Below are 23,573 nucleotides of genomic sequence, written 5' to 3' on the forward strand. Positions count from 1 at the left end.
CCTTTTGCGCCCATGCTCACCCCGCAACTGATACGGGCTTTGACGTCTTTCTGATCGGTGCGATCTGCCGTCGGGCTGTTCGCGCCACCTGATGTTTTCAGGTGCCCGAACACCTTTGACGTCGATCCCCTAACGGAGTGCTAAAGCGCGAAATTCAGAAACCTCGGATTTGAATCAAACTCTTAACTATGCTCGCTTTTCCAGCTTGGCTTGATGACGGACGGCGAATTCGCTGCGCTGACCGTCTGCGCCATATGTGCTGAATTCCTGCCGAACGCGCCGCAACTCGGCCATGCGGTTGGCTACGGCGCGAATCCCTTCGGCGGCGCTGTTCAGCAATTCTTGATTCCGCTCGACCTTTTTCTGCAGGCTGATCAGTTCATCACTTCCAAAGACATCAAGATCATTGATCGCCCCGATCAGCTTTTCCTTTTCCGGAGCCGTATGATGCAGGCGATCCAGTTCGCCTCGCACCAATGCGTTTCGCTCAAGCTCAAGAACTTCTTCAAGTGACTTTATGAGGCTGGTCTCAGGTATCTTTGGCATTGGAATTCTCCATCATAGATTCGAAGAGTGCTTCGGCCAGGCCAACGCCGCCGGCTTTCGCCAGCGCACGGGCCTGATGCTGAACCAGAAACGAGGCGAACTGATCTTCGCCAGCACCTCCGCCAAAGGATTGGCGCGCTTTTCCCAAACCGGCCGACTTCAGCATCTCACCCAAAAACGCGGCCTCCAATTCGATAGCCGCTTCCTGCAATTTTTGGGAAGTGGCGGGAGTTTTAGACGGTGGAAGGGGCACGGAAACCTTCATGGCTTTCTCCGAAAATTGCATCGAACTTTTTCGATCAAAGGTGAAAGCGGTTAAAATAAACGTAACTTCCTGCAGTCAGATTTCCTGTCACACAATCGGAGTCGGAGCAAAATGCCCAACCCTCTTTCAGTGATGACATCCTCGCCGTCCGAAACATTCAAATCCAATGGACCCAGGTCTGAACCGGGGGATGAAGGCGGCGCGGCGTTTGAGGCGGTGCTTAATCACCACAAAGGTGAGAACAAAGATGAATCGGCCGAACTTAATAGTGCGGAACCGGATCTTGACGTTGAAACGGATGAGACTGTCTTGGTTGAAGAATTGGAAACGCCCGCCGATCCTGAGCAGGGACTGCTGCGCCCTTATTTAGGCGGACGTTTTGAACTGGGCACAAAACTTGATCGTGTCCAAACTCCGTCGCAGACTGTCGCGCCAGAAGTGCACGTTCCGAAAGTGCATCAAAGCGAACTGACTGGCCCAAACACCGATGTTGAACGCGCTGATGGGGGCATCAAAGATCCAAGCAGGGTTACCACAAGTATTCAAAACCGCGCCGATTTGCGTCCAGAGGCTCTGCCAAAAGCAGCGCTGACAAAGGCTGCCTCCCCGAATTCTGCATTGCCACTTGCCGCTACGCCCTCGAAGGAAGTTGCGGACCTGCCCCTTTATCTGGCGCCGACCCGACATGAAACACGACAACCGCCGCTATCCAATCCTGCGGCGCAGCGAACCACAAACCCGGCACGAATGTCGAGCATTGCTCAGTTGCAGTTATTCGCGCCGGAAAAACCCCGTGCTCAGGTTGATGCGACCGCGTTTCTTGAGGTGGAGGACAATCACGTCCTAAGGACAGATTCGCCTGTTTCGGCTGGTCGGGACGCAGCGTTGCCCTTGCAGCTCATGGCACAAACCGCCCGAGCTGAGACAGCACGCGCCATTGCCGGCCAAATTTCCGCCGCCATCAATGCTCAGCCGAAGTCCGGCGCGGTTGAAATTGCACTAAACCCCGAGGAACTGGGGCGTGTTTCCATCATGGTAAACGGTCGCGATGACGGGTTGCATCTGACAATTTCCGCCGAACGCCCGGAAACCCTTGAAATGATGCGGCGCCATTTGGCGGTGTTGGAGGAAGAGTTCCAGAATTTTGGTCTGGGCGATCTTTCATTTGACCTTGGGACTTCATCAGACACCGAGCAGCACGAGGCCGACCATCAGGAACGAACGTCTGCTGACACAACTCAGCTTAGCGAAACCGCTTCAAATGCGTCTCCCATTCCCAAAACCGGCCCCGTTGGCCGCATCGACATGAGGTTGTGACTTTGATTACCCCAACCCAACCAAACGCCCAAGCATCTACCCCAACAGGAAATGCAAACGCGCCGAAAAAAACTGGCCTGGCGTCAGACTTTGAGACGTTCCTGAAAATGCTTACCGTTCAGGCCCAGAATCAGGACCCGTTGAAACCGTTAGATGCGTCGGAATACGCATCGCAATTGGCGCAGTTTTCGATGGTTGAACAGCAGGTACAGACGAATGATCTGTTAGCAACACTTGGTCAGGCTCTGGGTGGTGCAAATCTGGACAAGCTCGGCAAATGGATCGGCATGGACGTGCGGGCACCCTCGGCTTTCCAATACGAGGGCGAACCTGTGACCCTGTTTGCCACGCCCGCACCTGAGGCTGACAAAGCGGCCCTGGTTATCCGCGACGGCGAAGGAGCCGTTGTCGACCGCATCTCAGTGTCGACAACCGATCAGAGTATAGTTTGGGCTGGTCAACGAAGCGATGGGCAGCCGCTGGCGGCGGGTACTTACTCAGCTACGCTGGAAAGTTACGATGGCGACGCACTGCTTTCGACACAGCAGGCAGAGGTTTACGACGAGGTCGTTGAAGCTCAGGTTGTGGACAATCAAGTCATGCTGACGCTCGAAAGCGGGCAGGTTGTCACCGCTACGACAGTTACTGGGGTCAGAGCCGGAACTTGATCTGTCGGTCAGGACAGTTCAAACCTTTGCAAATTCGACTCGCTAACTGCACTGGTGAAGCTCCTGTCTGGCCCAACCCTCCCCCCTTCTGATCTGGTCGACGATCTGCGCACGCAAGGCCTTGTTCGGCCCGATGCAGAATTTCAGACGTTGTATGGCGGCCGAACAAATCAAGTCTGGAAAGTGCTGGGCGGCAGCGGCGACAAAGTGTTGAAGCTGTACCGCGCGACACCGCGCAATCCGCTGTTTCGCAACGACCCCGAACTAGAAGCGCAATGCTTGCGTGCCCTTGAACCAACCGGATTTGTTCCACGCCTGCGTGCAACCGGAGCACATGATACAGGCCATTGGGTATTTTATGATCACGCTCCGGGATCGCCGTGGAAAAACGATCCAGAGGTTGTGGCCGGATTGCTGCATAAACTTCACAAGCTTGATGTTTCAGTTCAAGCACCGCAAGGGTGCAATGGCAGCGGTGATCTGGCTGAACACGCCCAGCGTATTCTCAGTGCGTGCGCCTCTAACACACGTGCACGGCTCGCGCAGCATCGTCCAACGGGCCATGTGCCTGCGACCACACACACGTGCCTGATTCATGGCGATACAGTGGCCGGAAACATCCTTGTCGCGCCAACCGGTATGACGCTTATCGACTGGCAGTGCCCTGCCTTGGGCGATCCGTGCGAGGACATCGCGATGTTCCTGTCCCCAGCCATGCAGCGGCTTTACCGCGGTGCACCTCTGAGCGTGGCCGAAGAAGAACGGTTTCTTGCCGCTTACGGTCATGCCGAAACGGTCACGCGGTACCGTAAATTGCGCCCTTGGTATGCTTGGCGCATGGCGGCCTATTGCCTGTGGCGCATCGAAAACGGGGCCACGGATTACACCCAAACGCTCGAACTGGAAATAGCCGCGCTTTAGAGCGACAATCGATCAATAATCGCCATTGCCGCATAGGACGGCGGCATCAGAGCGCGCCGCCAGTAACCAAGAGGAAACCGCCTTGGTGGCTGAGCAATTGGCACGGGCAGTTCGGACTGTTTGTCCAAAACCAAACCAGCAATTGCGCGCCCACAATATGTGCCCATGGCGACACCGTTCCCGTGATAGGCAAACGCGGCAAACATTCCGGGTTGATCGGGAACCGGCCCGACATAAGGCGTCAACTTGCGCGACAGGCACACCATTCCGGACCACATATGGGTCACATCCACATCATTCCATTCAGGAAACATGCCTTGGAAGTCATGTAGCGCTGCCCGGCGAATGGCGGCCTCGGCCCGAGGCGACGATCGCAGGCCCCCACGCATGCCGAACAGGAACCTCCGGTCAGGCATCAGGCGGAAATAGTGCAGCAGATTTCGCGTGTCATACCCCATCTGCTCCGAGGTCCAGCCCTGCGCTTGCAGCTCGGAATCGGATAACGGCCGGGTCACCAAAACCGTGGATTGCGTGGGCATGTACCGCCCCGACAACCAGGGGGGCATATCCTCGCTGGAATACCCATTGGTACAAATCATTACATTTTTTGCACGAACATGACCTGATCCGGTTTCAACGTCGAACCCGCCCGGTGTTTTCCTGATGCTTTCAACCGGGGATTTCTGAAACAAGCCCGCCCCCAGCCCTTGGGCAACACTTGCCAGGCCAAACAGGTACTTTCGTGGGTTAAGGGCAAATCCAACCGGATTTGTATAGGCACCATGAAAGGCGCCGCCCAGACCCAAACCCTGCAGGTCACCAGGTTCATGCAGGACGCCTGAAGCCTCTGCCTTACGGCGCAGCTTTTCCATCGCGCGTGCGGAATGTGCCAGTTGGGTTTCGCCGTTCGAATGGGTATCTGCGTCGATCCGATGCTGTTCCAGCAAATCCGCGACAAGCTGAACAGAGTCCGCTTCCGCCTGTTCGTAGGACCGCGTAGCTTCGATGCCAAACCTTCGGACCATTGACCCGTGGCTCAGCTTGGACCCGCCGAGACAACAAAATCCGCCATTGCGCCCTGAAGCCCCCCACCCAGGAGTCGCAGCCTCAAGAACGGCAACTTTCGCGCCCGCCTCAGCTAGGTGCAGTGCCGCCGAAAGACCGGTAAAGCCGCTACCGACGACCGCGACGTCGACATTCAAATCACCTGCGAGGATCGGCCAATCGGGGGCCGAAATCGTCTGATCCCACCAACAGTTCTGTCGTGGCCCTGGTCCATAGGTATAGTCTGGAAAGAGACGTTTCATTCGGTGCGCGCAGCGGCGAGTTCATCCTGCTTTTGCCGGACCATTGCGCGTTTCGTAACCAGCGAGGCGGTGATGACGCCAACGGTGACAACTGCGATCATGATTGTGGACAATGCGTTGATCTCAGGGCTGACGCCCAGACGGACGGCCGAGAATATCTTGATCGGCAAGGTCGTGGCCGACGGGCCCGAGGTAAATGACGCAATGACCAGATCGTCCAGCGACAGGGTAAAGGCCAGCAGCCACCCCGAAATCACCGCCGGGGCAATGATTGGCAGCGTCACAAGACGGAACGCCTGCGCGGGCGAACATCCCAGATCCAAAGCGGCCTCCTCCAGCGATTTGTCAAAGGTCACAAGGCGAGAGGAAACGACGACCGACACAAAGCACATCGAAAAGGTCGTGTGGGCCAGAACGATGGTCAAAATGCCCCGATCAAGTCCGATACCGATAAACAGCAGAAGTAGCGACAGGCCGGTGATCACTTCGGGCATCACAAGCGGCGCATAGATCATACCCGAAAACAGTGTCCTGCCGAAAAACCGCCCGCCACGAACCAGAACATAAGCAGCTGCCGTGCCAAGGATCGTGGCCAAAGTAGATGAGAACACCGCAACACGGATCGTCACCCAAGCCGCGTTCAAAAACGCCTCGTTCTGGGCAAGCTCACCATACCATTTGGTCGAGAACCCGGCCCAGACTGTGACTAGCTTGCTTTCGTTGAAGCTGTAGATAATCAGGATGACCATCGGGATGTAGAGGAAGGCAAATCCCAGTGTCAAAGACACCGCGTTGAACCAACTTAGCCTGTTCATTGCTCGGCCTCCGTCTGTTTCTGCTGGTTTCGCTGAAACAGCACGATGGGGACCACAAGGATCAGCAGCAGAACCACCGCAACGGCGCTGGCAACCGGCCAATCGCGGTTCGAGAAGAACTCTTCCCACAACACCTTGCCAATCATCAGCGTACCAGACCCGCCCAGCAAAGACGGGATAACAAACTCACCAATCACCGGGATCATAACCAAAAAACAGCCCGCTATGATGCCGGGACGCGACAGCGGTATTGTCACAAGCCAGAACGCCTGAAGTCGGGAACAGCCCAGATCTTCGGCTGCTTCGATCAGAGATTCATCCATGCGTTCCAACGACGAATAGATCGGCAGGATCATGAAGGGCAAATAGGTGTAGACGATTCCGATATAGACAGCAGTGTTGGTATTCAAAATGGTCAGCGGCGTCGAAATGATTCCCAACCACAGCAGAATCTGGTTCAGGTAACCTTCATTGCTGAGGATGCCCATCCACGCGTAAACGCGAATCAGGAACGAGGTCCAGAATGGCAGGATTACCAGCATCATCAGTGTGGGACGCCATTCAGTTGGCGCTCGCGCCATGCCGTAAGCAATCGGATACCCCACCAGCAACGTCAGAACAGTCGCAATCAACGCGATCTTGACGCTGGACAGGTAAGCTTTCCAATAAAGGTCGTCTTCTGTCAGCCAGACAAAGTTCTCGAAATCCAGCTGACTGAAGAAATCCGTTATCCCTGCCCAACCCTGCGACAGGTCCAGTGTCGGCGTATAGGGCGGAATGGCCAGTTCGACATCCGACAGCGAAATTTTCAACACGATGAAGAACGGCACCAGAAACAGAGCCAGCAGCCAGACATAAGGGACGGCTATCAGAACAGCGCGGCGCATCAGTTCGCCAACAGAACCGCAGCCGTTGCCGTCCATGACAGCCAGACGGGGTCTTCCCAGGTAAAGGACCGGCGCGAGATTCGGCGCGTGTTGGCGGATTGCGCCTTGATGATCGTGCCATTTGGCAATTCGACATAATAGGTGGACAGGTTGCCCAGATAGGCGATGTCATGCACCTTGCCCTGAACCGCATTAATCGCATCGGCCGGTCGGTCCGCCGAAATCGTCACTTTCTCAGGGCGGATCGCCAGATGGCAGCTTTGACCGGTCGAGAATTCAGCCGGCGAGGTTGCGGTCAGCGGTGATTGTCCTTCGGCCCAGTCGACCTGATAGGTTTCGTTCCCATTCGCGGTCGCCCGGCCTTCGATGATGTTCACATCACCAATAAAGTCCGCGACGTAAACCGAGTTCGGGTTTTCATAAATCTTGTCCGGCGTCGACACCTGCATCAGCTTGCCCTGATCCATGACGGCAACGCGACTGGCGACGGTCATCGCCTCTTCCTGATCGTGGGTCACGATGACAAAGGTGGTGCCGGTCTTTTCCTGAATGTCCATCAGCTCGAACTGGGTATCCTGCCGCAGCTTTTTGTCCAGCGCACCCAAGGGTTCGTCCAGCAACAGCAGCTTTGGCGCCTTGGCCAGAGACCGTGCCAGGGCCACCCGCTGCCGTTGGCCACCCGAAATCTGATGTGGTTTGCGGCGGGCGAATTGCTCCAGCCGGGTCAGGCGCAGCATCTCTTCCACGCGGTCCTCAAGATCCCGCTTGGGCATATTATCCCGGCGCAGACCGAAGGCGATATTTTCCCAGATGCTTAAGTGAGGAAACAACGCGTAGGACTGGAACATCATGTTCACCGCCCGTTTGTTCGGTGGGATTGGGTCGATGTCCTGCCCGCCCAGCAAAATATGTCCCTCAGTTGGGGTTTCAAACCCTGCAAGCATACGCATCATGGTCGTCTTGCCACATCCAGATGGCCCCAACAGAGCGAAGAATTCTTTTTCAAAGATATCCAGTGACAGGTTGTCGATGGCCGTGAACCCACCAAAACGCTTGGTTACATTCTGAAACTGGATCAATGGCTTCGCCTGTGGATCATCCCACGGCGCAAAGACGTTAGTGTTCAAGGCGGCCCCCGTTCGACAGTCTGATTGAAAGGGCAAGGCGGGCAATCCGCCTTGCTCAGATTTATCGGCTCAGGTGCCCGACTTGACTTTGGTCCACATGCGCGTAACTACACGCTGTGTTTTCGCCGGATAAGGCGTTGTGATGTAGAGGTTTTGCATCGTCGCATCGTCCGGATAGATCGCCGGGTCGCCGATCACATCTTCTTCTAGGAACTCTTGCGAAGCTTTGTTGCCGTTGGCGTAATAAACATAGTTCGAGGCCGCAGCCATGTTATTGGCGTCCAGAATGAAATTCAGGAATTTGTGCGCACCTTCCGGGTTCGGCGCATCTGCCGGAATAGCCATTTGGTCGAACCACATCAGCGAGCCTTCGGCAAACGCGTGATACTCGATCTCTACGCCGTTGTCGGCCTCGGCTGCCCGATCCCGCGCTTGAAGGATGTCGCCGGACCAACCCACTGCGACGCAAATATCTCCGTTCGCCAGAGCGTTAATGTATTCCGAGCTGTGGAACTTCTGAATATGTGGACGCACGCCCACCAGAATTTCTTCGGCCTTTCCAATGACGTCTTTGTCATGGCTGTCCGGGTCTTCACCAATGTACTGCAGAACCATCGGAATGATCTCGGACGGTGCATCAAGGAAATGCACGCCGCACTCGGCCAGCTTTTCCATGTTCTCTGGCTTCAGTACCAGGTCCATGCTGTTCAGTGCAACATCGTCACCCAGAACTTCCTTGACCTTGCCAACATTGACGCCAAGGCCGGTCGTTCCCCACATGTAGTTGATCGAGTAAGCGTTATCTGGGTCATAACCGGCGGTGCGTTCCTGAATTACGTCCCAAAGGTTTCCTGAGTTCGAGAGTTTAGATTCATCCAGTTCCTGAAAAGCACCGGCCTGAATCTGGCGCTGAAGGAACGTGCCCGATGGCACAACCACATCATAGCCTGACCCACCAGCCAGCATCTTAGTTTCCAGAACTTCGTTGCTGTCGAATACGTCGTAGATCAGGGTCAGCCCCGTCTCTTCTTCGAATTTTTTCAGCAAGTCCTCATCGATATAATCGGACCAGTTGTAGACGCGCACCTCTTCGGCAAATGCCGCCGAAGTCCCCAGCGCGACAATCGCTGTCATCGTCAGCGTTTTGATTGACATATTTCTCTCCCTGCAAATGTACGGGTATTTTCCCGTTTTTTTTGATTTGATCAAGTTTTGCGTTTTCCCTCGATCCATCGTATGGTTTCACGAGGCCAGGCGTCTGGCAAGTCGACACTACGCGAAACAGGGTAAACCACTTGGATTTGATCAAAAATAAGGCATCTGACTCGAAAGTGGATGAGGGAAAAAGACCGGCGCATGAACAGGTGTACCAAACGCTGAGATCGCAGATCATGTACGGTGATCTGGTCCCAGGGCAACCCGTCACGATACAAGGTTTGACCGAATCACTCGGGGTTGGAATGACCCCGGTCCGCGAGGCAATCCGGCGGCTGATTTCTGACGGTGCGCTGGTGTTTCAAGGCAATCGGCGCGTCAGTGTTCCTTTGTTGTCGGGCACAGATGTCGAACAGATGATTTTTGCGAGAATATCAATAGAATCAGAGCTTTCCAGACGGGCAACTGCAAATTTGAAACCTGCTGATATCGACCAGCTTGAGAAGCTTGATCAACGATTGGATCAGACCATCACAGACGGGGACGTCGGTGGGTACTTGCGTTTGAACCACCGGTTTCATGAAGCTCTGTACGCTCATGCGGATGCTCCGATTCTCAACGATTTGGCCGAGCGACTTTGGCTGCGGTTTGGCCCTTCGCTGCGCGTTGTCTGCGGAAGATTCGGAACACATAGCCTGCCAGATCGCCACAAGGACATCATCGCAAGCTTGCGGGCGCAAGATGCAGAAAAAGTAGCCGAAGCTACCGCTCAGGACATTGAGCAGGGCATGGAATTGATGTCGGACGCATTGATCCGCGCCTGATTCAGGTCGATTCGATTGACAGCAAAAAATTTGATCATATTGTAACGGGTAACCGCTTTTGCAGGAGATTCTCTGATGTCGACCATCACCAATCACATGCCGACCGCCGAATTGCAGGCGCTGGATGCGGCACATCATATACACCCGTTTTCAGCCAACGGATCATTGGGCAAGGAAGGCGCGCGCGTCATCACGCGGGCCAAGGGCGTTTATCTGACAGATAGCGAAGGCGAAGAGATTCTGGACGCTATGGCGGGTCTTTGGTGCGTCAATATCGGTTACGGTCGCGATGAACTGGCCGAGGTGGCAGCGCGCCAGATGCGTGAACTGCCCTATTACAACACATTTTTCAAAACGACCCATGTTCCTGCCATCGCACTAGCGGCCAAGATCGCAGAGCTGGCGCCGGGCGATCTGAACCATGTGTTTTTCGCCGCAGGCGGGTCCGAGGCGAACGACACCAACATCCGTCTGGTACGCACTTATTGGGCTGAGAAAGGCCAACCGGACAAGAACATCATAATCAGTCGCCACAACGCCTATCACGGGTCTTCCGTCGGTTCGGCGTCGCTGGGCGGTATGGCTGGGATGCATGCGCAGGGCGGTATCCCAATCCCGAATATCCACCACATCAATCAGCCGAATTGGTGGGCCGAAGGTGGCGATATGACGCCAGAAGAGTTCGGTCTGGCCCGTGCACGCGAGCTGGAGGACGCCATACAAGAACTGGGCGAGAACCGTGTCGCGGCCTTTATCGCAGAGCCTGTGCAGGGTGCGGGCGGCGTGATTATTGCACCCGATACCTATTGGCCCGAAGTTCAGCGCATCTGCGACAAATACGATATCCTTCTGATCGCGGACGAGGTGATCTGTGGTTTTGGTCGTACAGGCAACTGGTTCGGTTCGGAAACCGTGGGTATCAAACCGGATATCATGACCATCGCTAAGGGACTCAGCTCAGGCTATGCGCCGATCGGCGGCTCCATAGTTACCGACGAGATTGCCGAAGTGATCGGCGGTACCGAGTTCAATCACGGCTACACCTATTCCGGCCACCCGGTCGCTGCGGCCGTCGCATTAGAAAACCTGCGCATCCTCGAAGAAGAAGGCATTGTCGACCACGTCCGCGACGTGGCCGCCCCCTATCTTAAAGAGAAATGGGAGGCCCTGGCCGATCATCCATTGGTAGGTGAGGCCAAGATCGTCGGCATGATGGCATCAATCGCATTGACGCCGGACAAGGCCAGCCGTGCCAAATTCGCGTCCGAGCCCGGCACGGTCGGCTACATCTGCCGCGACCGGTGTTTTGCCAACAACCTGATCATGCGCCACGTGGGCGACCGTATGATCATTTCGCCCCCGCTGATCCTGACACCCGCAGAGATCGACGAGATGTTCGTCCGGATCTACAAATCACTGGATGAAGCACAGGCTGAGATCATTGAACAGGGGCTGATGAAGTCGGCTGCATAGCCTGGACTTTAGATTTTCGGAAAAGGGGCGCTTTGAGGAGCGCCCCTTTTGCCATCTACTTCCTTAGGCCAAATCCCCGTCATTCAAGTAAACTCAATACCTGACTACATTTTGATACACTAAACTCGAGCACTGGCTGAAGTGAATTGGTGTCGCGTGGAAATATAGAACTTAACGCGCGACAAATATCACTTGATTTGATGTACTTCAGATTCAAGTATGCGAATGCGAGCTGGTTTATATTACCTCTACTGGCGTCGCGACCCGCTCTACTGCTGGGTCCACCTCCCGACTATCGTAGTGAGTGCCGGTAGTCGGGAGGTTGCGTAGCCGATGGCTGAAAAATGCCATCGACGTAAGAGCCCGCAAAAGGCTGGCGCACGCCCTGCGTTGATCACCGCAACCCTTCCAACAATTTCAAACTCGCATATCCATCCGGCAACAACCCTTGCGCCAGTTGGTATGCCCGCACGGCATTAACTGTGTTCGGACCTGTGCGCCCGTCGATGCCTTGGGTATCGAAGCCAGCTTCAGTCAGTCGGCTTTGCAATTCCTTTTTTTCAGTAAAGCTCAACACCCGATCACCGCGCGGCCAATCAGTCTGGAACGCACCCTGTCCCGCCAAACGGTCGGAGAGGTGACCGATACCGATCACATAGGCATCGGCACCATTGTATTTCTCGATGACTTTAAAGTTGTCGAAGATCATAAGCGCAACGCCCGTCCCTCCAGCCGGTAGCAGGATCGCCGCTTGTCCATGATCTGAAATTGGCGCGCCATTCGCAGCTACGACGCCACGAGCAATCCACTCTGAAGGCATCAAAGTGTGATCGCGCCGCGCCTTGGAATAGTCAAACCCATCAGGCAAGGTGACTTCTACCCCCCACGGCTGCCCCTTGGTCCATCCATGCCGCGCCAGATAGGCGGCGGCTGAGGCTAGCGCATCAGTCGGATCATCCGACCAGATATCGCGCTTACCGTCACCGTCGAAATCAACCGCATGGTCCAGATACGAGGTTGGCATGAACTGGGTATGCCCCATCGCCCCGGCCCAGCTGCCCGTCATGTTGGAAGGGCTGACGTCGCCCGCCTGAATGATCTGTAATGCGGCTATCAACTGGGTTTCGAAAAACTGCGCGCGTCTTGCGTCAAAAGCCAATGTCGCCAGTGATCGGATGGTGTGATCACTGCCCCGGTAGGTCCCGAACGAGGTTTCAAGCCCCCAAATCGCCGTTACCACCTCTTTTTCAACGCCGTATTTGGCTTCGATACGGGCCAACGTTTCACCGTGACGTTCCAGCCCGGTCTGGCCGTTTCTGATCCGCGTGTCCGAAACGGCGGAATCCAGGTATTCCCAAATGGGCTTTGAAAACTCTGCCTGATTGCGGTCGCGCCGGACTACGTCTTTATCGTAGGTCAACCCCGCCAGCGACCGGTCCAGCGTAGAGGCTGTTATCCCCTGCTCGGACGCCCGCTCACGAAATGCTCCAAGCCACGCCTGAAACCGCGCGTTTCCTTCGGTCGACACCCGGTACTCCTTAGCTGAGGGTCGTAAAACTGGCCGGATGGATATCGCCACGCCAGCCGACGCCAGCTGTATGGCCTGTGACCCGCCCAGAGTATTGATAGATTCCGCCTGCACAATGGATGCCCATAATGCGGCGGTCATTACGCCACCTATGCATTTACGCATTCCGAATTTTCCTGGTTTCTGCTCAACCTCAGAATACCGCAGAATTGGAATTTTCCAAAGCGTTCAGCTTGACCCTTCGCGATCTTTTGCTTTGTGCTGTGCGCGGATCTGGGCAAGGGCCTCGCGCAACAAAGGGATACGGTTCGGCCTAAAGCTTTCATCTGTCACGGACATTTCGCGTATCCGGTCCAGCCGAAAGACGCGGAAATCCTGCCTCAGATGGCACCAGGAAATCAGAACGTTGGAGCGATCCATATAGACGATACTCAGTGGGTTCACCTTACGACGGGTGTCATCGCCCTTGGCGTCCGTGTAGGCGAACTCGATCGTGCGCTCATCCCACGTGGCTTGTCGCAAGTCCCCGACCGTGATGGTGGGCTTGGCCGGGCGATCAAATCGCGTCGCTGTCAACACGGCATGGGTCAGGCGGTGCGACTGGCGCTGGGGTAGGCGTCCTTGAAGTTTTCGTAACGCATTGCCTGCCGCATCCGCTAAACCGGGGTCGCCAATGGCCTGCACCTCTCGCAACCCCAACACCAGCGCTTCAAGCTCATCATCGGTGAACCCAAGCGGTGGCAGAGTTGCGTCTTCGATCAGGGTAAAGCCAAAACCTGCCTCACCGTCGATCACCGCCCCAAGCCCGCGTAACGACTCAATATCGCGGTGAACGGTGCGCGGCGACACGCCCAGATCCTGCGCCAGTTGTTGGGACGTTCTTGGCGAGGGGCCAGAGCGCAGGGCTTGCATCAATTGGAACAGACGGGCGGTTCGGGACATAATAGAGGTTAATCTAAACCTGATGACAGAAACTGTCATCAGGCAAAGGTATCCCTCGGGCATCCCTGATATTGGAGCCCCCGATGCTGACCCTTTTGATCTACCCTTCTGCTTTCGGCCTGTTCAGCGCCAGCCCCTTCTGCGTCAAAGCCGCATATATGCTGGAGCACGCAGGCCAGCGCTGGCAGCGGTCCGATATGCTGGACCCCCGCAAAATGCCCCATCAAAAGCTTCCTGTTTTGCGTACGCCCGAGCGTCTTGTCCCGGACAGCGACCTTATTCGCGATTGGCTTGAGGCGCAGGGCGCGGACTTCGACCATGGGCTCAACGACATACAAAAGGCGCAGGCACGGGCACTGATCCGCATGGCCGAGGAACATATCTATTTTCAGGTCGTGATGGACAGATGGGCCAATGACGAGGTCTGGCCAATTCTGCGCGACACCTTCTTTTCGGTCATTCCCGCTTTGATCCGCACACCTGTTTCGAACTCCATTAGGAAAAAGGTTGTTCAGGGCCTGGGGTTCCAGGGTGTCGCCCGTTTCTCACCTGTCGAGCGACGGGATCGGCTAGAGCGGGACCTTGAAGCGATATCCGCCTATCTGTGGCAATCACCCTACCTTTTGGGTGACAAACCGACCTCGGCAGATATGAGCGTTGGGCCAATGCTGGCCGCAATGCGCGCGACACCAGCGGAAACCCCGCTGACCCGGCGGATCAAACAGGATAGGCTGCTCAATGACTACATCGACCGAATGGAACAGGCGATACCGCTGCGTGACACCATTTAACGATCCCGCCGTTCAGGCCGCCTTTGAAGCATTCCCCGAAAATACGCGTTCGGGCGTGATTGCTTTGCGTGAACTGGTGTTTTCAACAGCCGGGACATTGCCCAAAGCGCAGCCATTGAATGAGGCGCTGCGTTGGGGGCAACCCGCCTATCTTGCCCCCAAGGGATCAACAATCCGCTTGGGCGGTCACAAATCGGCGTCTTTTGCGTTGTTCGTGCATTGTCAGAGCCGGCTGATGGGCGATTTCAGCACCGCCTTTCCGGGCGAAGATCGGATCGATGGCAATCGGGCCATCTTGTTTGATGACCCGGATCAGATCGACGAAACCCGCCACGGCTGGCTGATTGCTCAGGCGCTAACTTATCACCTTTGACGGCGTTTGCGCTCGACCTTGCGCTTGATCTTGTCCTTCTTGCGCTTGGTGCTGACCGCCTTGCGCCGTGTACCCCGCTTGGCGGGTCCGCCCCGCCCCCTCGGTAGGGCCTGATCATCGATAGACAGCAGCTCCAGCTCTAGCCCTCCGGTGACCGGCGTCGCCTCGGTCAGACGCACGGTGACGCGCTGGCCGATGGCGATGATCAAACCGGTGTCTGATCCCATCAGTGTTCCCGCTTCGCGGTCGAAATGGAAAAACTCGCGCCCTAGTGATCGGACGGGGACCAGCCCATCTGCACCGGTTTCATCCATCTTCACAAATGCGCCGAACCGGGCGATGCCACTGATACGGCCTGAGAATTCATTGCCCACACGCTCGCTCAGATATGCGGCAAGGTAGCGATCCGTCGTATCCCGTTCGGCCATCATTGAGCGGCGTTCGGTGTCCGAGATATGGGTTGCCGTTTCATCCAGGCGCGCGATTTCATCCTCGGTCAACCCGTCGTCACCCCAGCCATGCGCCGTGATCAGCGCTCGGTGCACGATCAAATCGGCATAGCGGCGGATTGGAGAGGTGAAATGCGCGTAGTTGCGCAAAGCCAACCCGAAATGGCCAAAATTCTCGGGGTTGTAATAGGCCTGCGCCATTGACCTAAGGGTGGTCAGGTTAATCAGCTCTGCATCCTCGGTCCCGGCGGCCGCGTTCAACAGCGCATTCAGGTGTCGGGTCTGCAGGACCTGCCCCTTAGCCAAATTCAATCCAGCAGCCTGAGCAGTCTCTCGCAGGCTTTCCAGCTTCTCTGGTGCGGGTTCTTCGTGCACGCGGAACAGCAACGGGCGGCGTTTGGCAATCAGGGTCTCGGCAGCGGCGACATTGGCGAGGATCATAAACTCCTCGATCAGCTTGTGCGCATCTAGCCGGTCACGGAAGGCCACACTTTGAACCTCGCCCGCGTCGCTGAGAACGATCTTGCGTTCGGGCAAATCCAGCTCCAGCGGTTGCCGTTCCGCACGCGCTTTCTTAAGCGCGGCATAGGCGGAATAAAGCGGTTTCAAAACAGGCTCTAACAAAGGCCCCGTGCGGTCGTTGATATTGCCGTCGATTGCGTCTTGCACCTCGGCATAGTGCAGCGACGCGGCCGAGCGCATCAGCCCCCGCACAAAACGATGGCCGATCTTGTTTCCGTCCGCATCAATTTGCATCCGCACGGCAATACAGGCCCGCGGGACACCTTCGTGCAGCGAACACAGATCGCCCGACAGACGATCCGGCAGCATCGGCACAACCCGGTCAGGGAAATAACTGGAGTTGCCACGCTTGCGCGCCTCACGATCCAGCGCGGTGCCAGGCCGCACATAGGCTGCGACGTCGGCAATGGCGACCCAGATCACATGCCCGCCTGGGTTCTTGGGGTCATCGTCGGCATGGGCATAACAGGCATCATCATGATCGCGCGCGTCCGACGGGTCGATGGTCAGCAGCGGCATGTCCCGCAGATCTTCGCGGCCTTTCAGCCCGACGGGTTTGGCCTTGTCAGCTTCGTCAATCACTTTGTCGGGGAAATCATCCGGAATGCCATGCTGGTGGATGGCTATCAGCGAAACGGCCTTGGGTGCAGACGGATCGCCTAGCCGTTCCACGATACGCGCACGCGGCAAACCCATGCGGTTCTTTGGCCCGGCCTGTTCGGCTTCGACCAACTCGCCGTCCTTCGCACCCAGTACGGCACCGTCAGCAACCAGCCATTCGGTCTGCCCGGCTTTGTCGATTGGCACGATCCGCCCGCCTTCGGCCCCTTTGCGAAAGATGCCGACGATCTTGCGCGGGTTGGTTCCGATACGGCGTATCAGTCGTGCCTCATAATTGTGGTCTTCCTCATGCACCACGGTCAGGCGGGCCAGAATACGGTCGCCCTCACCCAAAGCAGGATCGCTGGCGCGGGTGATGATCAGAACAATGGGCTCGACGCCTTCGCCATGCCATTCCAAAGGCCGCGCGAACAGGTCGCCATCCGCATTCGGAGCCTTCACCTGCAGCACGCTGACCGGTGGCAGGCGGTCCGGGTCGCGATAGCTGCGCTTGCGCTTTTCCAGATGCCCCTCGGCCTCTAGCTCTTTCAGAATGCGTTTCAGATCGATCCGGTCCGCGCCCTTGATACCAAAGGCTTTGGCGATATCGCGTTTCGAGGTAAGGGTGGGGTTCGCCGAGATCCAATCGAGGACCTCCTGCTTGGTGGGTATCCGAGTCATACTTCCGGCCTATCACGGGTATGCGACGGCGTCATGATCAAAAAGCTCAGGGTCTCAGGTCGGCCACCGTATCAACGTCGCGCAGATGGTCCAGCAATCCGACACGACACCCCGGAACCGAGGCCAAAGTGTCGGCCAGGGCGGTTTCGGTAGACCAGCGCACATTACGAAACAAGCTGTTCGGCAACGCCCCGTATCGTTGGGCACCTACCAGCCAATAGCCCCCGTCCGGCGCAGGGCCAAAAACGAATTGCGACCGCCCCAATTCCTTGAAGGCCCGTGCGACATGCTGCGATGTGATCCCGGGAATATCCGCACCGATCAGACAAACAGGCCCATGTGGCATCCCGCGTAGCATACGCCCCATACGATCGCCCAGATCGCCATGCCCTTGAGCCGCGCGAGGCAGGTCAACGGGCCAGATGCGGCTGGTCAGACCTTCGCGATCCGGGGCAACGGCAAGCACAATCTGCCAGCGTGGGTCTCGCAAACGCCGGATCAGCGCGCGTGTCTGATGGCGGAACCACCATGCAGCACCAACCATGCCGATGTCGCGCCCCAGCCGTGTCTTGACCCGACCCGGGCGGGGTTCTTTCACCATGATGACCAATGTTCGTTGCATGGGTCAGACGAAATAGTCCCGAAGGATACGCGTGTAGATCGCCTTGAGCTGTTCGATCTGCGCCACCTCGACGCATTCATCGACCTGATGCATTGTTCGGCCGACGAGACCAAACTCAACAACCGGGCAGTGGTTTTTCACAAACCGCGCATCCGAGGTACCACCCGTTGTCGACATTTCGGGCTGAACACCGGTTTCGGCTTCGATCGATTTCGCGACCAGATCAGACAGAGGACCCGGCGGAGTGAGAAAGCTTTCACCAGAGATCTTGATGCAGACGTCGACCTCGACATCGTAGGCGTCAGCCACCGCCTTGGCTTCCGCCTTCAGCCAATCGCTGAGGCTGGCACCCGAATGCAGATCGTTAAAGCGAATGTTCACCGCCCCGGTACATTGCGCGGGGATAACGTTGGTTGCTTGGTTGCCTGTGTCAATGTTCACAACAGCGAGGGTTGAGGCATCGAAATGGTCCGATCCCTGGTCCAGTTCATGGCTGGCCAATTGATGCATCAACCGCGCCATGGCCGGCAGAGGGTTCTTGGCCCGATGCGGATAAGCCGAATGTCCCTGTACCCCGGTCACGGTAAACCAGGCGGTCATCGAGCCGCGCCGTCCGATCTTCATCATCTCGCCCATTGTGTTGGGACAGGTCGGCTCTCCTACCAAACAGACGGACATGCGCTCCCCGACCTCAGACATGTAATCAAGCAGTGCCGTTGTGCCATCCACGGCGTCACCCTCTTCGTCGCCCGTGATCGCAAGAATGATCGCCCCATCCGGTGGTGTGTCGCGCACAAAGTCCACAGCTGCAGCCGCAAAGGCTGCCACGCCGGATTTCATGTCCGTGGCCCCGCGCCCGTACATCACGCCTTCGCGGATTTCTGCACCAAACGGGGACATCGTCCAGGCCGCCTCATCTCCGACCGGGACAACATCGGTATGTCCGTTGAATCCAAAGCTGCGCGGATGCTCTTTCGCCCCCCACCGCGCATATAGATTGCTAACATCACCCCGGTCCACACGGGTGCAATCAAACCCTGCCGCCGACAATACCTGCTCCAGCAACACAAGCGCGCCGCCTTCCTCAGGTGTGACTGATGGGCAACGGATCAGGTCCGCCGTCAATTTCACCGGATCTGTCATTTCTGGGCCCTTTTGGTTCGTTCATGCGCAGGATCGTGCACAGATTCAACGAATTGGGCCAATTGCCAACCCCTGACCACGGGAATCCGGACGCTTTTTCGCGCATCTCTCGAATTGACACCCCAATAAAACATGGCGGTTTACCTAGCGGCCACCTTGCCGTGCCTTTCAAATCTGCGTTAGAGGCCCGCGAAACAGGTGAATTGACGATGACACGCGCGCTTCTCGTATGGGTCTGCCTGACTTTCGCCGTTCTTGCACAGCAAAGCCAGGCGCAGACGCTTTCGGTCACGACCGTGACCCGCCCCCCGTTTTCCTATGCCGAGGACGGAGCCCAAACCGGTTTTTCAATGGATCTGTTGCAGGCTCTGGCCGAGGCGCTGAATTGGGGCTACTCGGTCGACAGGGTCGAAGCGTTCGGCGATATGCTGAGTGCCGTGCAGGATGGAACTGCGGATCTGGCGGTCGCGAACATCTCGATCACGGCCGCGCGAGAAACGCAGATGGACTTTAGCCAGCCCATTTTTGAAGCCGGCCTGCAGATCATGGTTCCCTCGGATGCGGCGCGCAGACCATCGCTGCTGCACGCATTGCTGTCTGTTGAACTGTTCATCGCCATCGGTCTGGCCTTTGCGATCCTGCTTGGCGGCGGGATGCTGATGTGGGGGTTTGAACGTCGCGCCCAGCCCTATTTCGACCGCAAGCTGAACGAAGCATGGTTCCCGTCTTTCTGGTGGGCTTTGAATCTCGTGGTCAATGGCGGGTTCGAAGAACGCATGCCACGCACGCCGTTCGGGCGTTTGCTGGGCGTGGTTCTGGTTGTGTCTTCGCTATTCATCGTATCGGTCTTCACCGCGCGCATCACCTCGGTCATGACCGTGGACGCCATCAGCGGCAACGTGAACTCGGTCAATGATCTGTACGGCAAACAGGTGGGAACGATCTCGAACTCGACCGCAGCAAATTTCCTGAACCGGCGCGAGATCGAATTTGCCGGTTATGAAAATCTGGACGATATGCTGGCCGCATTCCAGGACAAGGAACTCGACGCCGTCGTCTTTGACGCGCCGATCCTGTCTTACTATGCAGCGCATGAGGGACGCCGGATCGCATCCATGACAGGCGGCATTTTCCTGCGCGAGAATTACGGGATCGCCTTCCCGACCGGCTCACCTTTGGTCGAGGACGTAAACCAGGCTCTGCTCGCGCTGCGCGAAGACGGCACCTATGACGAGATCTACCGCAAGTGGTTCGGGGTGCGGAACTAAGCCGGCTCCTCATCCCCGAAAAACGGGGTCATTTGCGCCACGATAACGGCGTTTTCGTCCAGCGCCCGTTGCATCAGGGCGCGTTCGTCAGGGTCGATATCATGACCTTGCGCTTCACGCTCGGCCAGGGTTCCGTATCCAGTGACATCCAGAGGCGCAGTGTCAGCTTGTTTCAAAATCGCCACTGTCTCGCGCACGGCCTCGGCCTCGTCCACACCGCTGGCAAAACACATAAGCGCCGCCCCGGTCGCACCTTCGGGCAGACCGTCGCCCTCTTTGCGGCCAATCTGAACGAGCAATGTATAGACTTGCTGACGGGACGGTTTCTTTTGCTTTTCCATGCAGGGGGCCATAGCCGCGCACCTGTCCGTGGTCAAGCAGCCAGCCAATTGCAAGGCGATGAATGGATGGCCATAGTGGCGTAGCTTTTTATCGCCAACACACCAAAGGACGTTTCTATGACCTATCCTGATTTCATCACAGATTTCCCAAGCCTCGACGTGCCATTCCCCGAGGACGTCGTTCAAACCGCGGTCATCCGATCAGATGCGGGTTTGGTGGCGTTCTTCACCTTCCTGCAGGATTTCGAACTGCCGCCGCATTCGCACAAAGCGCAATGGGGCACGGTGGTTGAAGGCGAGATTGAACTAACTATTGGCGGAGAAACCAGGACCTATCGCCCCGGCGACAGTTACTCGATCCCGTCTGGTGTCGAACATGGCGGAAAAATCAAGGCGGGTTCGCGGGTGATCGACGTGTTTGAGGAGCCTGATCGCTATCCGGTCAAAGGCTAAACAAAAAAGGGCTGCAGCGGTATACGCTACAGCCCCGTTTCAAATCTGCGCTTACTTTAGTCGCGCAGCAATTCGTTGATCCCGGTTTTCGAACGCGTTTTCTCATCGACGCGCTTCACGATCACGGCGCAGTACAGGCTGACGTTGTTCTTCGACGGCATCGAACCCGCGACAACCACCGAATAGGGCGGTACTTCGCCATACATAACTTCACCGGTTTCGCGATCGACGATCTTGGTCGACTTGCCGATGAACACGCCCATGCCCAGAACCGAACCTTCGCGGACGATACAGCCTTCGACCACTTCCGAGCGTGCGCCGATAAAGCAGTTGTCTTCGATGATGGTCGGGCCAGCCTGCATTGGTTCCAGAACACCACCGATACCGACGCCACCCGACAGGTGCACGTTTTTTCCGATCTGCGCGCAGGAGCCAACGGTGGCCCAGGTATCGACCATGGTGCCTTCGTCTACATATGCGCCGAGGTTTACGAAGGACGGCATCAAAACCACGCCCGGTGCGACATAGGCCGATTTACGGACGACACAGTTCGGAACCGCGCGAAAACCGGCGGCGCGCCATTGGTTTTCACCCCAACCGGCGAACTTGCTGTCCACCTTGTCCCACCAGCCGCCTTCCTGCGGACCACCGGTCTGGATTTCCATGTCCTTGATGCGGAAGCCCAGCAGAACAGCCTTCTTGGCCCACTGGTTCACGTGCCAATCACCGCTCTCCAGCTTTTCAGCAACCCGCAACGTGCCGCTGTCCAGCGCGTTCAGTGTGTCTTCGATCGCTTCACGTTGTTCGCCGGTGGTGGCGGGTGTGATGGTGTCGCGCGCCTCCCAGGCGGCTTCGATAGCGGTTTCCAGTTGCGCGTTGGACATCGGAGGGCTCCCTGCAGAATCTGTTCACGTTTGTTTGGCCTATACGCAACTGCACCTCGTGGTGCAATGCGACGCAGAAGGTATGATTTGCGGCTTGGTTTGCCTGAGTTCAGCTTGCGCGACGGATATGACGCGTCAGAATGGCTGTTGCCGTGGATGCGTCCTTGCGCTTGAGCGCCTGAACGATCGCCGCGTGATCATTATCAGCCCGATGCACCCACTTGGGACGCCAGTGGGCAAACAGGTGACGCGCGCCGGCAATATGCAGGTCGTCGATCGCATGCAGCAGACGAGGCAAACCACAGGGCGTCAGGATCGAACGGTGAAAAGCGCGATTGCAGGCTTCCCACTCGGGCATTGTTTGCGCGGCATCACAGGCGACCCGGGCGTCATCCGCCACTTTGAGGGCAGCGGGCGTCATGTTCTGTACAGAATGCTGCAATGCCAGCGATTCCAGCGCGACGCGCATTTCGACCACTTCGCGCACTTCTGCCGGGTCCAGCGCCGAAACACGCATACCGCGGCGCGGCTCACTTTGGGCCAACCCGTGCGCTTGCAAGCGCAGCAAAGCCTCTCGCACCGGAACATGGCTGGTTTCAAAGGCCCGCGCGATGTGATCCTGACGCAGTTTTTCACCGGCCGACAGTTCGCCGGTGATAATCTTTTGGCTCAGGTTTTGGTAGATTGTGTCAGCGATCGTCGTGGTCATAGATTATCTATAAAATCACTAACCACCTTCCACAAGGCGATAATTTACTCCATCAACGGGTCCGGGGCTATATTTCCACCACAAATCAGAACAGCCACGCGTTCGTCCGGTTCAGGCTTATATGCACCCGAGGTCAAGGCCGCCAACGCAGTCGCCCCGGCCGGTTCGACCAATATGCGATGGGTTTGCCAAAGCAACTTTTGCGCACTGGCAATCGCAACGTCTGACACAAGAACAGACGTCATTCCCTGCGCAAGATCGAAACAAATCCCTCCGATCCGACGCGCGCCCAGCGCATTGGCGGCAATCCCGGATACAGAAACATCCACCGGCTCACCTACCCGCAGCGCAGCATTCAGCGCACAGGAGGTTTCCGGCTCTACCGCCACGACCTTGCGCGCACCGTCAAACCAACCCAAGGCCCCGGCGATCAGGCCGCCGCCTCCCACGGCAATCAGTACGGTGTCGGCCTGTAGTCCCTGCGCCTCCCATTCCGCAAAGCACGTCCCCTGTCCGGCCACCGTTGCGGGTGCATCATAGGCGTGGATTTGCATCGCACCGGTGGTGGACTCATGCGCCTTGGCCTCGCTCAGGGCGTTGGCATATTCGCCCTTTACCACTGTCAAATCTGCACCTGCTTGTTCGATCAGGGCAATTTTCGAAGGTCCGGCAAGGTCCGGCACGAAAATCTTGGCCGGATAACCCAGCGTTTGCGCAGCATACGCTGCTGCCGCGCCATGATTGCCGCCTGAAGCGGCCACGACGCCAGCCGTTGGCACATCCATACTGAGCAGCGTGTTAAACGCCCCGCGTGCCTTGAAGCTGCCCGTGTGCTGCATATGCTCGAGCTTCATTTCGACCGGATGATCCAACCCAGGTACCCGGCTTTCAATCACCGGTGTCACCTGCGCATAGCCATCGATCCGGTTGGCTGCGGCGGAAATTTCACTCTTCCAATTCAT

25 protein-coding genes are annotated in these 23,573 nt (G+C 57.0%); 9 read left to right on the forward strand and 16 right to left on the reverse strand.

The features are described from left to right. Positions 1-186 precede the first annotated feature (186 nt). Together GOW92_RS19465 and GOW92_RS19470 are read right to left on the reverse strand one after the other, a co-directional pair. Entirely contained in the window at positions 187-546 is a 360-nt protein-coding gene (locus GOW92_RS19465) for a flagellar biosynthesis protein FlgN (protein ID WP_170563603.1), read from the reverse strand. Further along, the gene (locus GOW92_RS19470; protein ID WP_170563606.1) at positions 530-811 is read right to left on the reverse strand and encodes a rod-binding protein; all 282 of its coding nucleotides are present in this window, start codon (positions 809-811) and stop codon (positions 530-532) included. Before GOW92_RS19470 ends, GOW92_RS19465 begins: the two co-directional genes overlap by 17 nt. Positions 812-922: 111 nt before the next feature. On the opposite strand from GOW92_RS19470, the gene fliK reads away from it, so the two are divergent. Genes fliK through GOW92_RS19485 form a run of 3 tightly spaced genes read left to right on the forward strand, consistent with a single transcriptional unit; the run spans position 923 to position 3,717 of the window. Further along, positions 923-2,128 carry a flagellar hook-length control protein FliK gene (gene fliK / locus GOW92_RS19475; RefSeq protein ID WP_170563609.1) on the forward strand — a complete coding sequence of 402 codons (1,206 nt, stop codon included), beginning with the start codon at positions 923-925 and terminating at the stop codon, positions 2,126-2,128. Further along, the gene (locus tag GOW92_RS19480; RefSeq protein WP_170563612.1) at positions 2,125-2,796 is read left to right on the forward strand and encodes a flagellar hook capping FlgD N-terminal domain-containing protein; all 672 of its coding nucleotides are present in this window, start codon (positions 2,125-2,127) and stop codon (positions 2,794-2,796) included. Before fliK ends, GOW92_RS19480 begins: the two co-directional genes overlap by 4 nt. 54 nt (positions 2,797-2,850) lie before the next feature. Further along, positions 2,851-3,717: a phosphotransferase family protein gene (locus GOW92_RS19485; protein ID WP_368040310.1), complete on the forward strand. Its 867-nt coding sequence runs from the start codon at positions 2,851-2,853 to the stop codon at positions 3,715-3,717. Here GOW92_RS19485 and GOW92_RS19490 read toward each other — a convergent pair. From GOW92_RS19490 to GOW92_RS19510, 5 genes are all read right to left on the reverse strand, one after another. Next, the gene (locus GOW92_RS19490) at positions 3,714-5,024 is read right to left on the reverse strand and encodes an NAD(P)/FAD-dependent oxidoreductase (RefSeq protein ID WP_170563615.1); all 1,311 of its coding nucleotides are present in this window, start codon (positions 5,022-5,024) and stop codon (positions 3,714-3,716) included. The genes GOW92_RS19485 and GOW92_RS19490 overlap by 4 nt on opposite strands. After that, positions 5,021-5,839 (reverse strand): ABC transporter permease, encoded by an 819-nt coding sequence (locus GOW92_RS19495; RefSeq protein ID WP_170563618.1) that lies wholly within the window; start codon positions 5,837-5,839, stop codon positions 5,021-5,023. The genes GOW92_RS19490 and GOW92_RS19495 overlap by 4 nt, the downstream gene beginning before the upstream one ends. Further along, entirely contained in the window at positions 5,836-6,726 is an 891-nt protein-coding gene (locus GOW92_RS19500) for an ABC transporter permease subunit (protein ID WP_170563792.1), read from the reverse strand. The genes GOW92_RS19495 and GOW92_RS19500 overlap by 4 nt, the downstream gene beginning before the upstream one ends. Beyond that, positions 6,726-7,853 (reverse strand): ABC transporter ATP-binding protein, encoded by a 1,128-nt coding sequence (locus GOW92_RS19505; protein ID WP_170563621.1) that lies wholly within the window; start codon positions 7,851-7,853, stop codon positions 6,726-6,728. The genes GOW92_RS19500 and GOW92_RS19505 overlap by 1 nt, the downstream gene beginning before the upstream one ends. Before the next feature lie 69 nt (positions 7,854-7,922). Next, on the reverse strand, positions 7,923-9,008 hold the full coding sequence (locus tag GOW92_RS19510; RefSeq protein ID WP_170563624.1) for a polyamine ABC transporter substrate-binding protein: 1,086 nt from the start codon (positions 9,006-9,008) through the stop codon (positions 7,923-7,925). Between the two features lie 140 nt (positions 9,009-9,148). Here GOW92_RS19510 and GOW92_RS19515 point away from each other — a divergent pair, with 140 nt between their 5' ends. After that, positions 9,149-9,832 (forward strand): GntR family transcriptional regulator, encoded by a 684-nt coding sequence (locus GOW92_RS19515; RefSeq protein ID WP_170563627.1) that lies wholly within the window; start codon positions 9,149-9,151, stop codon positions 9,830-9,832. A gap of 75 nt (positions 9,833-9,907) precedes the next feature. Continuing rightward, on the forward strand, positions 9,908-11,305 hold the full coding sequence (locus GOW92_RS19520; RefSeq protein ID WP_170563630.1) for an aspartate aminotransferase family protein: 1,398 nt from the start codon (positions 9,908-9,910) through the stop codon (positions 11,303-11,305). A gap of 394 nt (positions 11,306-11,699) precedes the next feature. On the opposite strand, the gene GOW92_RS19525 is transcribed toward GOW92_RS19520, so the two are convergent. Together GOW92_RS19525 and GOW92_RS19530 are read right to left on the reverse strand one after the other, a co-directional pair. Next, on the reverse strand, positions 11,700-12,974 hold the full coding sequence (locus tag GOW92_RS19525) for a lytic murein transglycosylase (protein WP_170563632.1): 1,275 nt from the start codon (positions 12,972-12,974) through the stop codon (positions 11,700-11,702). Positions 12,975-13,061: 87 nt separating this feature from the next. Further along, positions 13,062-13,775 (reverse strand): helix-turn-helix transcriptional regulator, encoded by a 714-nt coding sequence (locus tag GOW92_RS19530; protein ID WP_170563635.1) that lies wholly within the window; start codon positions 13,773-13,775, stop codon positions 13,062-13,064. An 83-nt stretch (positions 13,776-13,858) separates the two neighbouring features. Here GOW92_RS19530 and GOW92_RS19535 point away from each other — a divergent pair, with 83 nt between their 5' ends. Together GOW92_RS19535 and GOW92_RS19540 are read left to right on the forward strand one after the other, a co-directional pair. Next, complete coding sequence (locus GOW92_RS19535) at positions 13,859-14,566, forward strand: glutathione S-transferase family protein (protein WP_170563638.1); 708 nt, start codon at positions 13,859-13,861, stop codon at positions 14,564-14,566. Then, positions 14,553-14,939, forward strand: a complete 387-nt coding sequence (locus GOW92_RS19540; protein WP_170563641.1) for a DUF1801 domain-containing protein — start codon at positions 14,553-14,555, stop codon at positions 14,937-14,939. Before GOW92_RS19535 ends, GOW92_RS19540 begins: the two co-directional genes overlap by 14 nt. Here GOW92_RS19540 and rnr read toward each other — a convergent pair. Genes rnr through dapE form a run of 3 tightly spaced genes read right to left on the reverse strand, consistent with a single transcriptional unit; the run spans position 14,930 to position 18,956 of the window. Then, positions 14,930-17,191, reverse strand: coding sequence for a ribonuclease R (rnr, locus tag GOW92_RS19545; protein WP_170563644.1), 2,262 nt, complete (start codon positions 17,189-17,191; stop codon positions 14,930-14,932). The genes GOW92_RS19540 and rnr overlap by 10 nt on opposite strands. A 46-nt stretch (positions 17,192-17,237) precedes the next feature. After that, entirely contained in the window at positions 17,238-17,813 is a 576-nt protein-coding gene (locus GOW92_RS19550; RefSeq protein ID WP_170563648.1) for a TIGR04282 family arsenosugar biosynthesis glycosyltransferase, read from the reverse strand. A gap of 3 nt (positions 17,814-17,816) precedes the next feature. Beyond that, the gene (gene dapE, locus GOW92_RS19555; protein WP_170563651.1) at positions 17,817-18,956 is read right to left on the reverse strand and encodes a succinyl-diaminopimelate desuccinylase; all 1,140 of its coding nucleotides are present in this window, start codon (positions 18,954-18,956) and stop codon (positions 17,817-17,819) included. A gap of 209 nt (positions 18,957-19,165) precedes the next feature. Between dapE and GOW92_RS19560 the strand changes: the two genes are divergently transcribed. After that, positions 19,166-20,224, forward strand: a complete 1,059-nt coding sequence (locus GOW92_RS19560) for a transporter substrate-binding domain-containing protein (RefSeq protein WP_170563654.1) — start codon at positions 19,166-19,168, stop codon at positions 20,222-20,224. Here the strand turns inward: GOW92_RS19560 and GOW92_RS19565 are convergent. Beyond that, entirely contained in the window at positions 20,221-20,565 is a 345-nt protein-coding gene (locus tag GOW92_RS19565) for a hypothetical protein (RefSeq protein ID WP_058272663.1), read from the reverse strand. The genes GOW92_RS19560 and GOW92_RS19565 overlap by 4 nt on opposite strands. Before the next feature lie 117 nt (positions 20,566-20,682). On the opposite strand from GOW92_RS19565, the gene GOW92_RS19570 reads away from it, so the two are divergent. Continuing rightward, positions 20,683-21,018, forward strand: a complete 336-nt coding sequence (locus GOW92_RS19570; protein WP_170417346.1) for a cupin domain-containing protein — start codon at positions 20,683-20,685, stop codon at positions 21,016-21,018. A gap of 56 nt (positions 21,019-21,074) precedes the next feature. Here GOW92_RS19570 and dapD read toward each other — a convergent pair whose 3' ends face one another. The 3 genes from dapD to GOW92_RS19585 all read right to left on the reverse strand — a co-directional run bounded on the left by dapD (position 21,075) and on the right by GOW92_RS19585 (position 23,573). Further along, on the reverse strand, positions 21,075-21,902 hold the full coding sequence (gene dapD, locus GOW92_RS19575) for a 2,3,4,5-tetrahydropyridine-2,6-dicarboxylate N-succinyltransferase (protein ID WP_170563657.1): 828 nt from the start codon (positions 21,900-21,902) through the stop codon (positions 21,075-21,077). A 109-nt stretch (positions 21,903-22,011) separates the two neighbouring features. Further along, positions 22,012-22,611 carry a GntR family transcriptional regulator gene (locus GOW92_RS19580; RefSeq protein ID WP_170563660.1) on the reverse strand — a complete coding sequence of 200 codons (600 nt, stop codon included), beginning with the start codon at positions 22,609-22,611 and terminating at the stop codon, positions 22,012-22,014. 44 nt (positions 22,612-22,655) lie between these two features. Beyond that, positions 22,656-23,573 carry a threonine/serine dehydratase gene (locus GOW92_RS19585; protein ID WP_170563663.1) on the reverse strand — a complete coding sequence of 306 codons (918 nt, stop codon included), beginning with the start codon at positions 23,571-23,573 and terminating at the stop codon, positions 22,656-22,658.

It is taken from the genome of Ruegeria atlantica (assembly GCF_013032505.1).
Lineage (GTDB): Bacteria > Pseudomonadota > Alphaproteobacteria > Rhodobacterales > Rhodobacteraceae > Ruegeria > Ruegeria atlantica_F.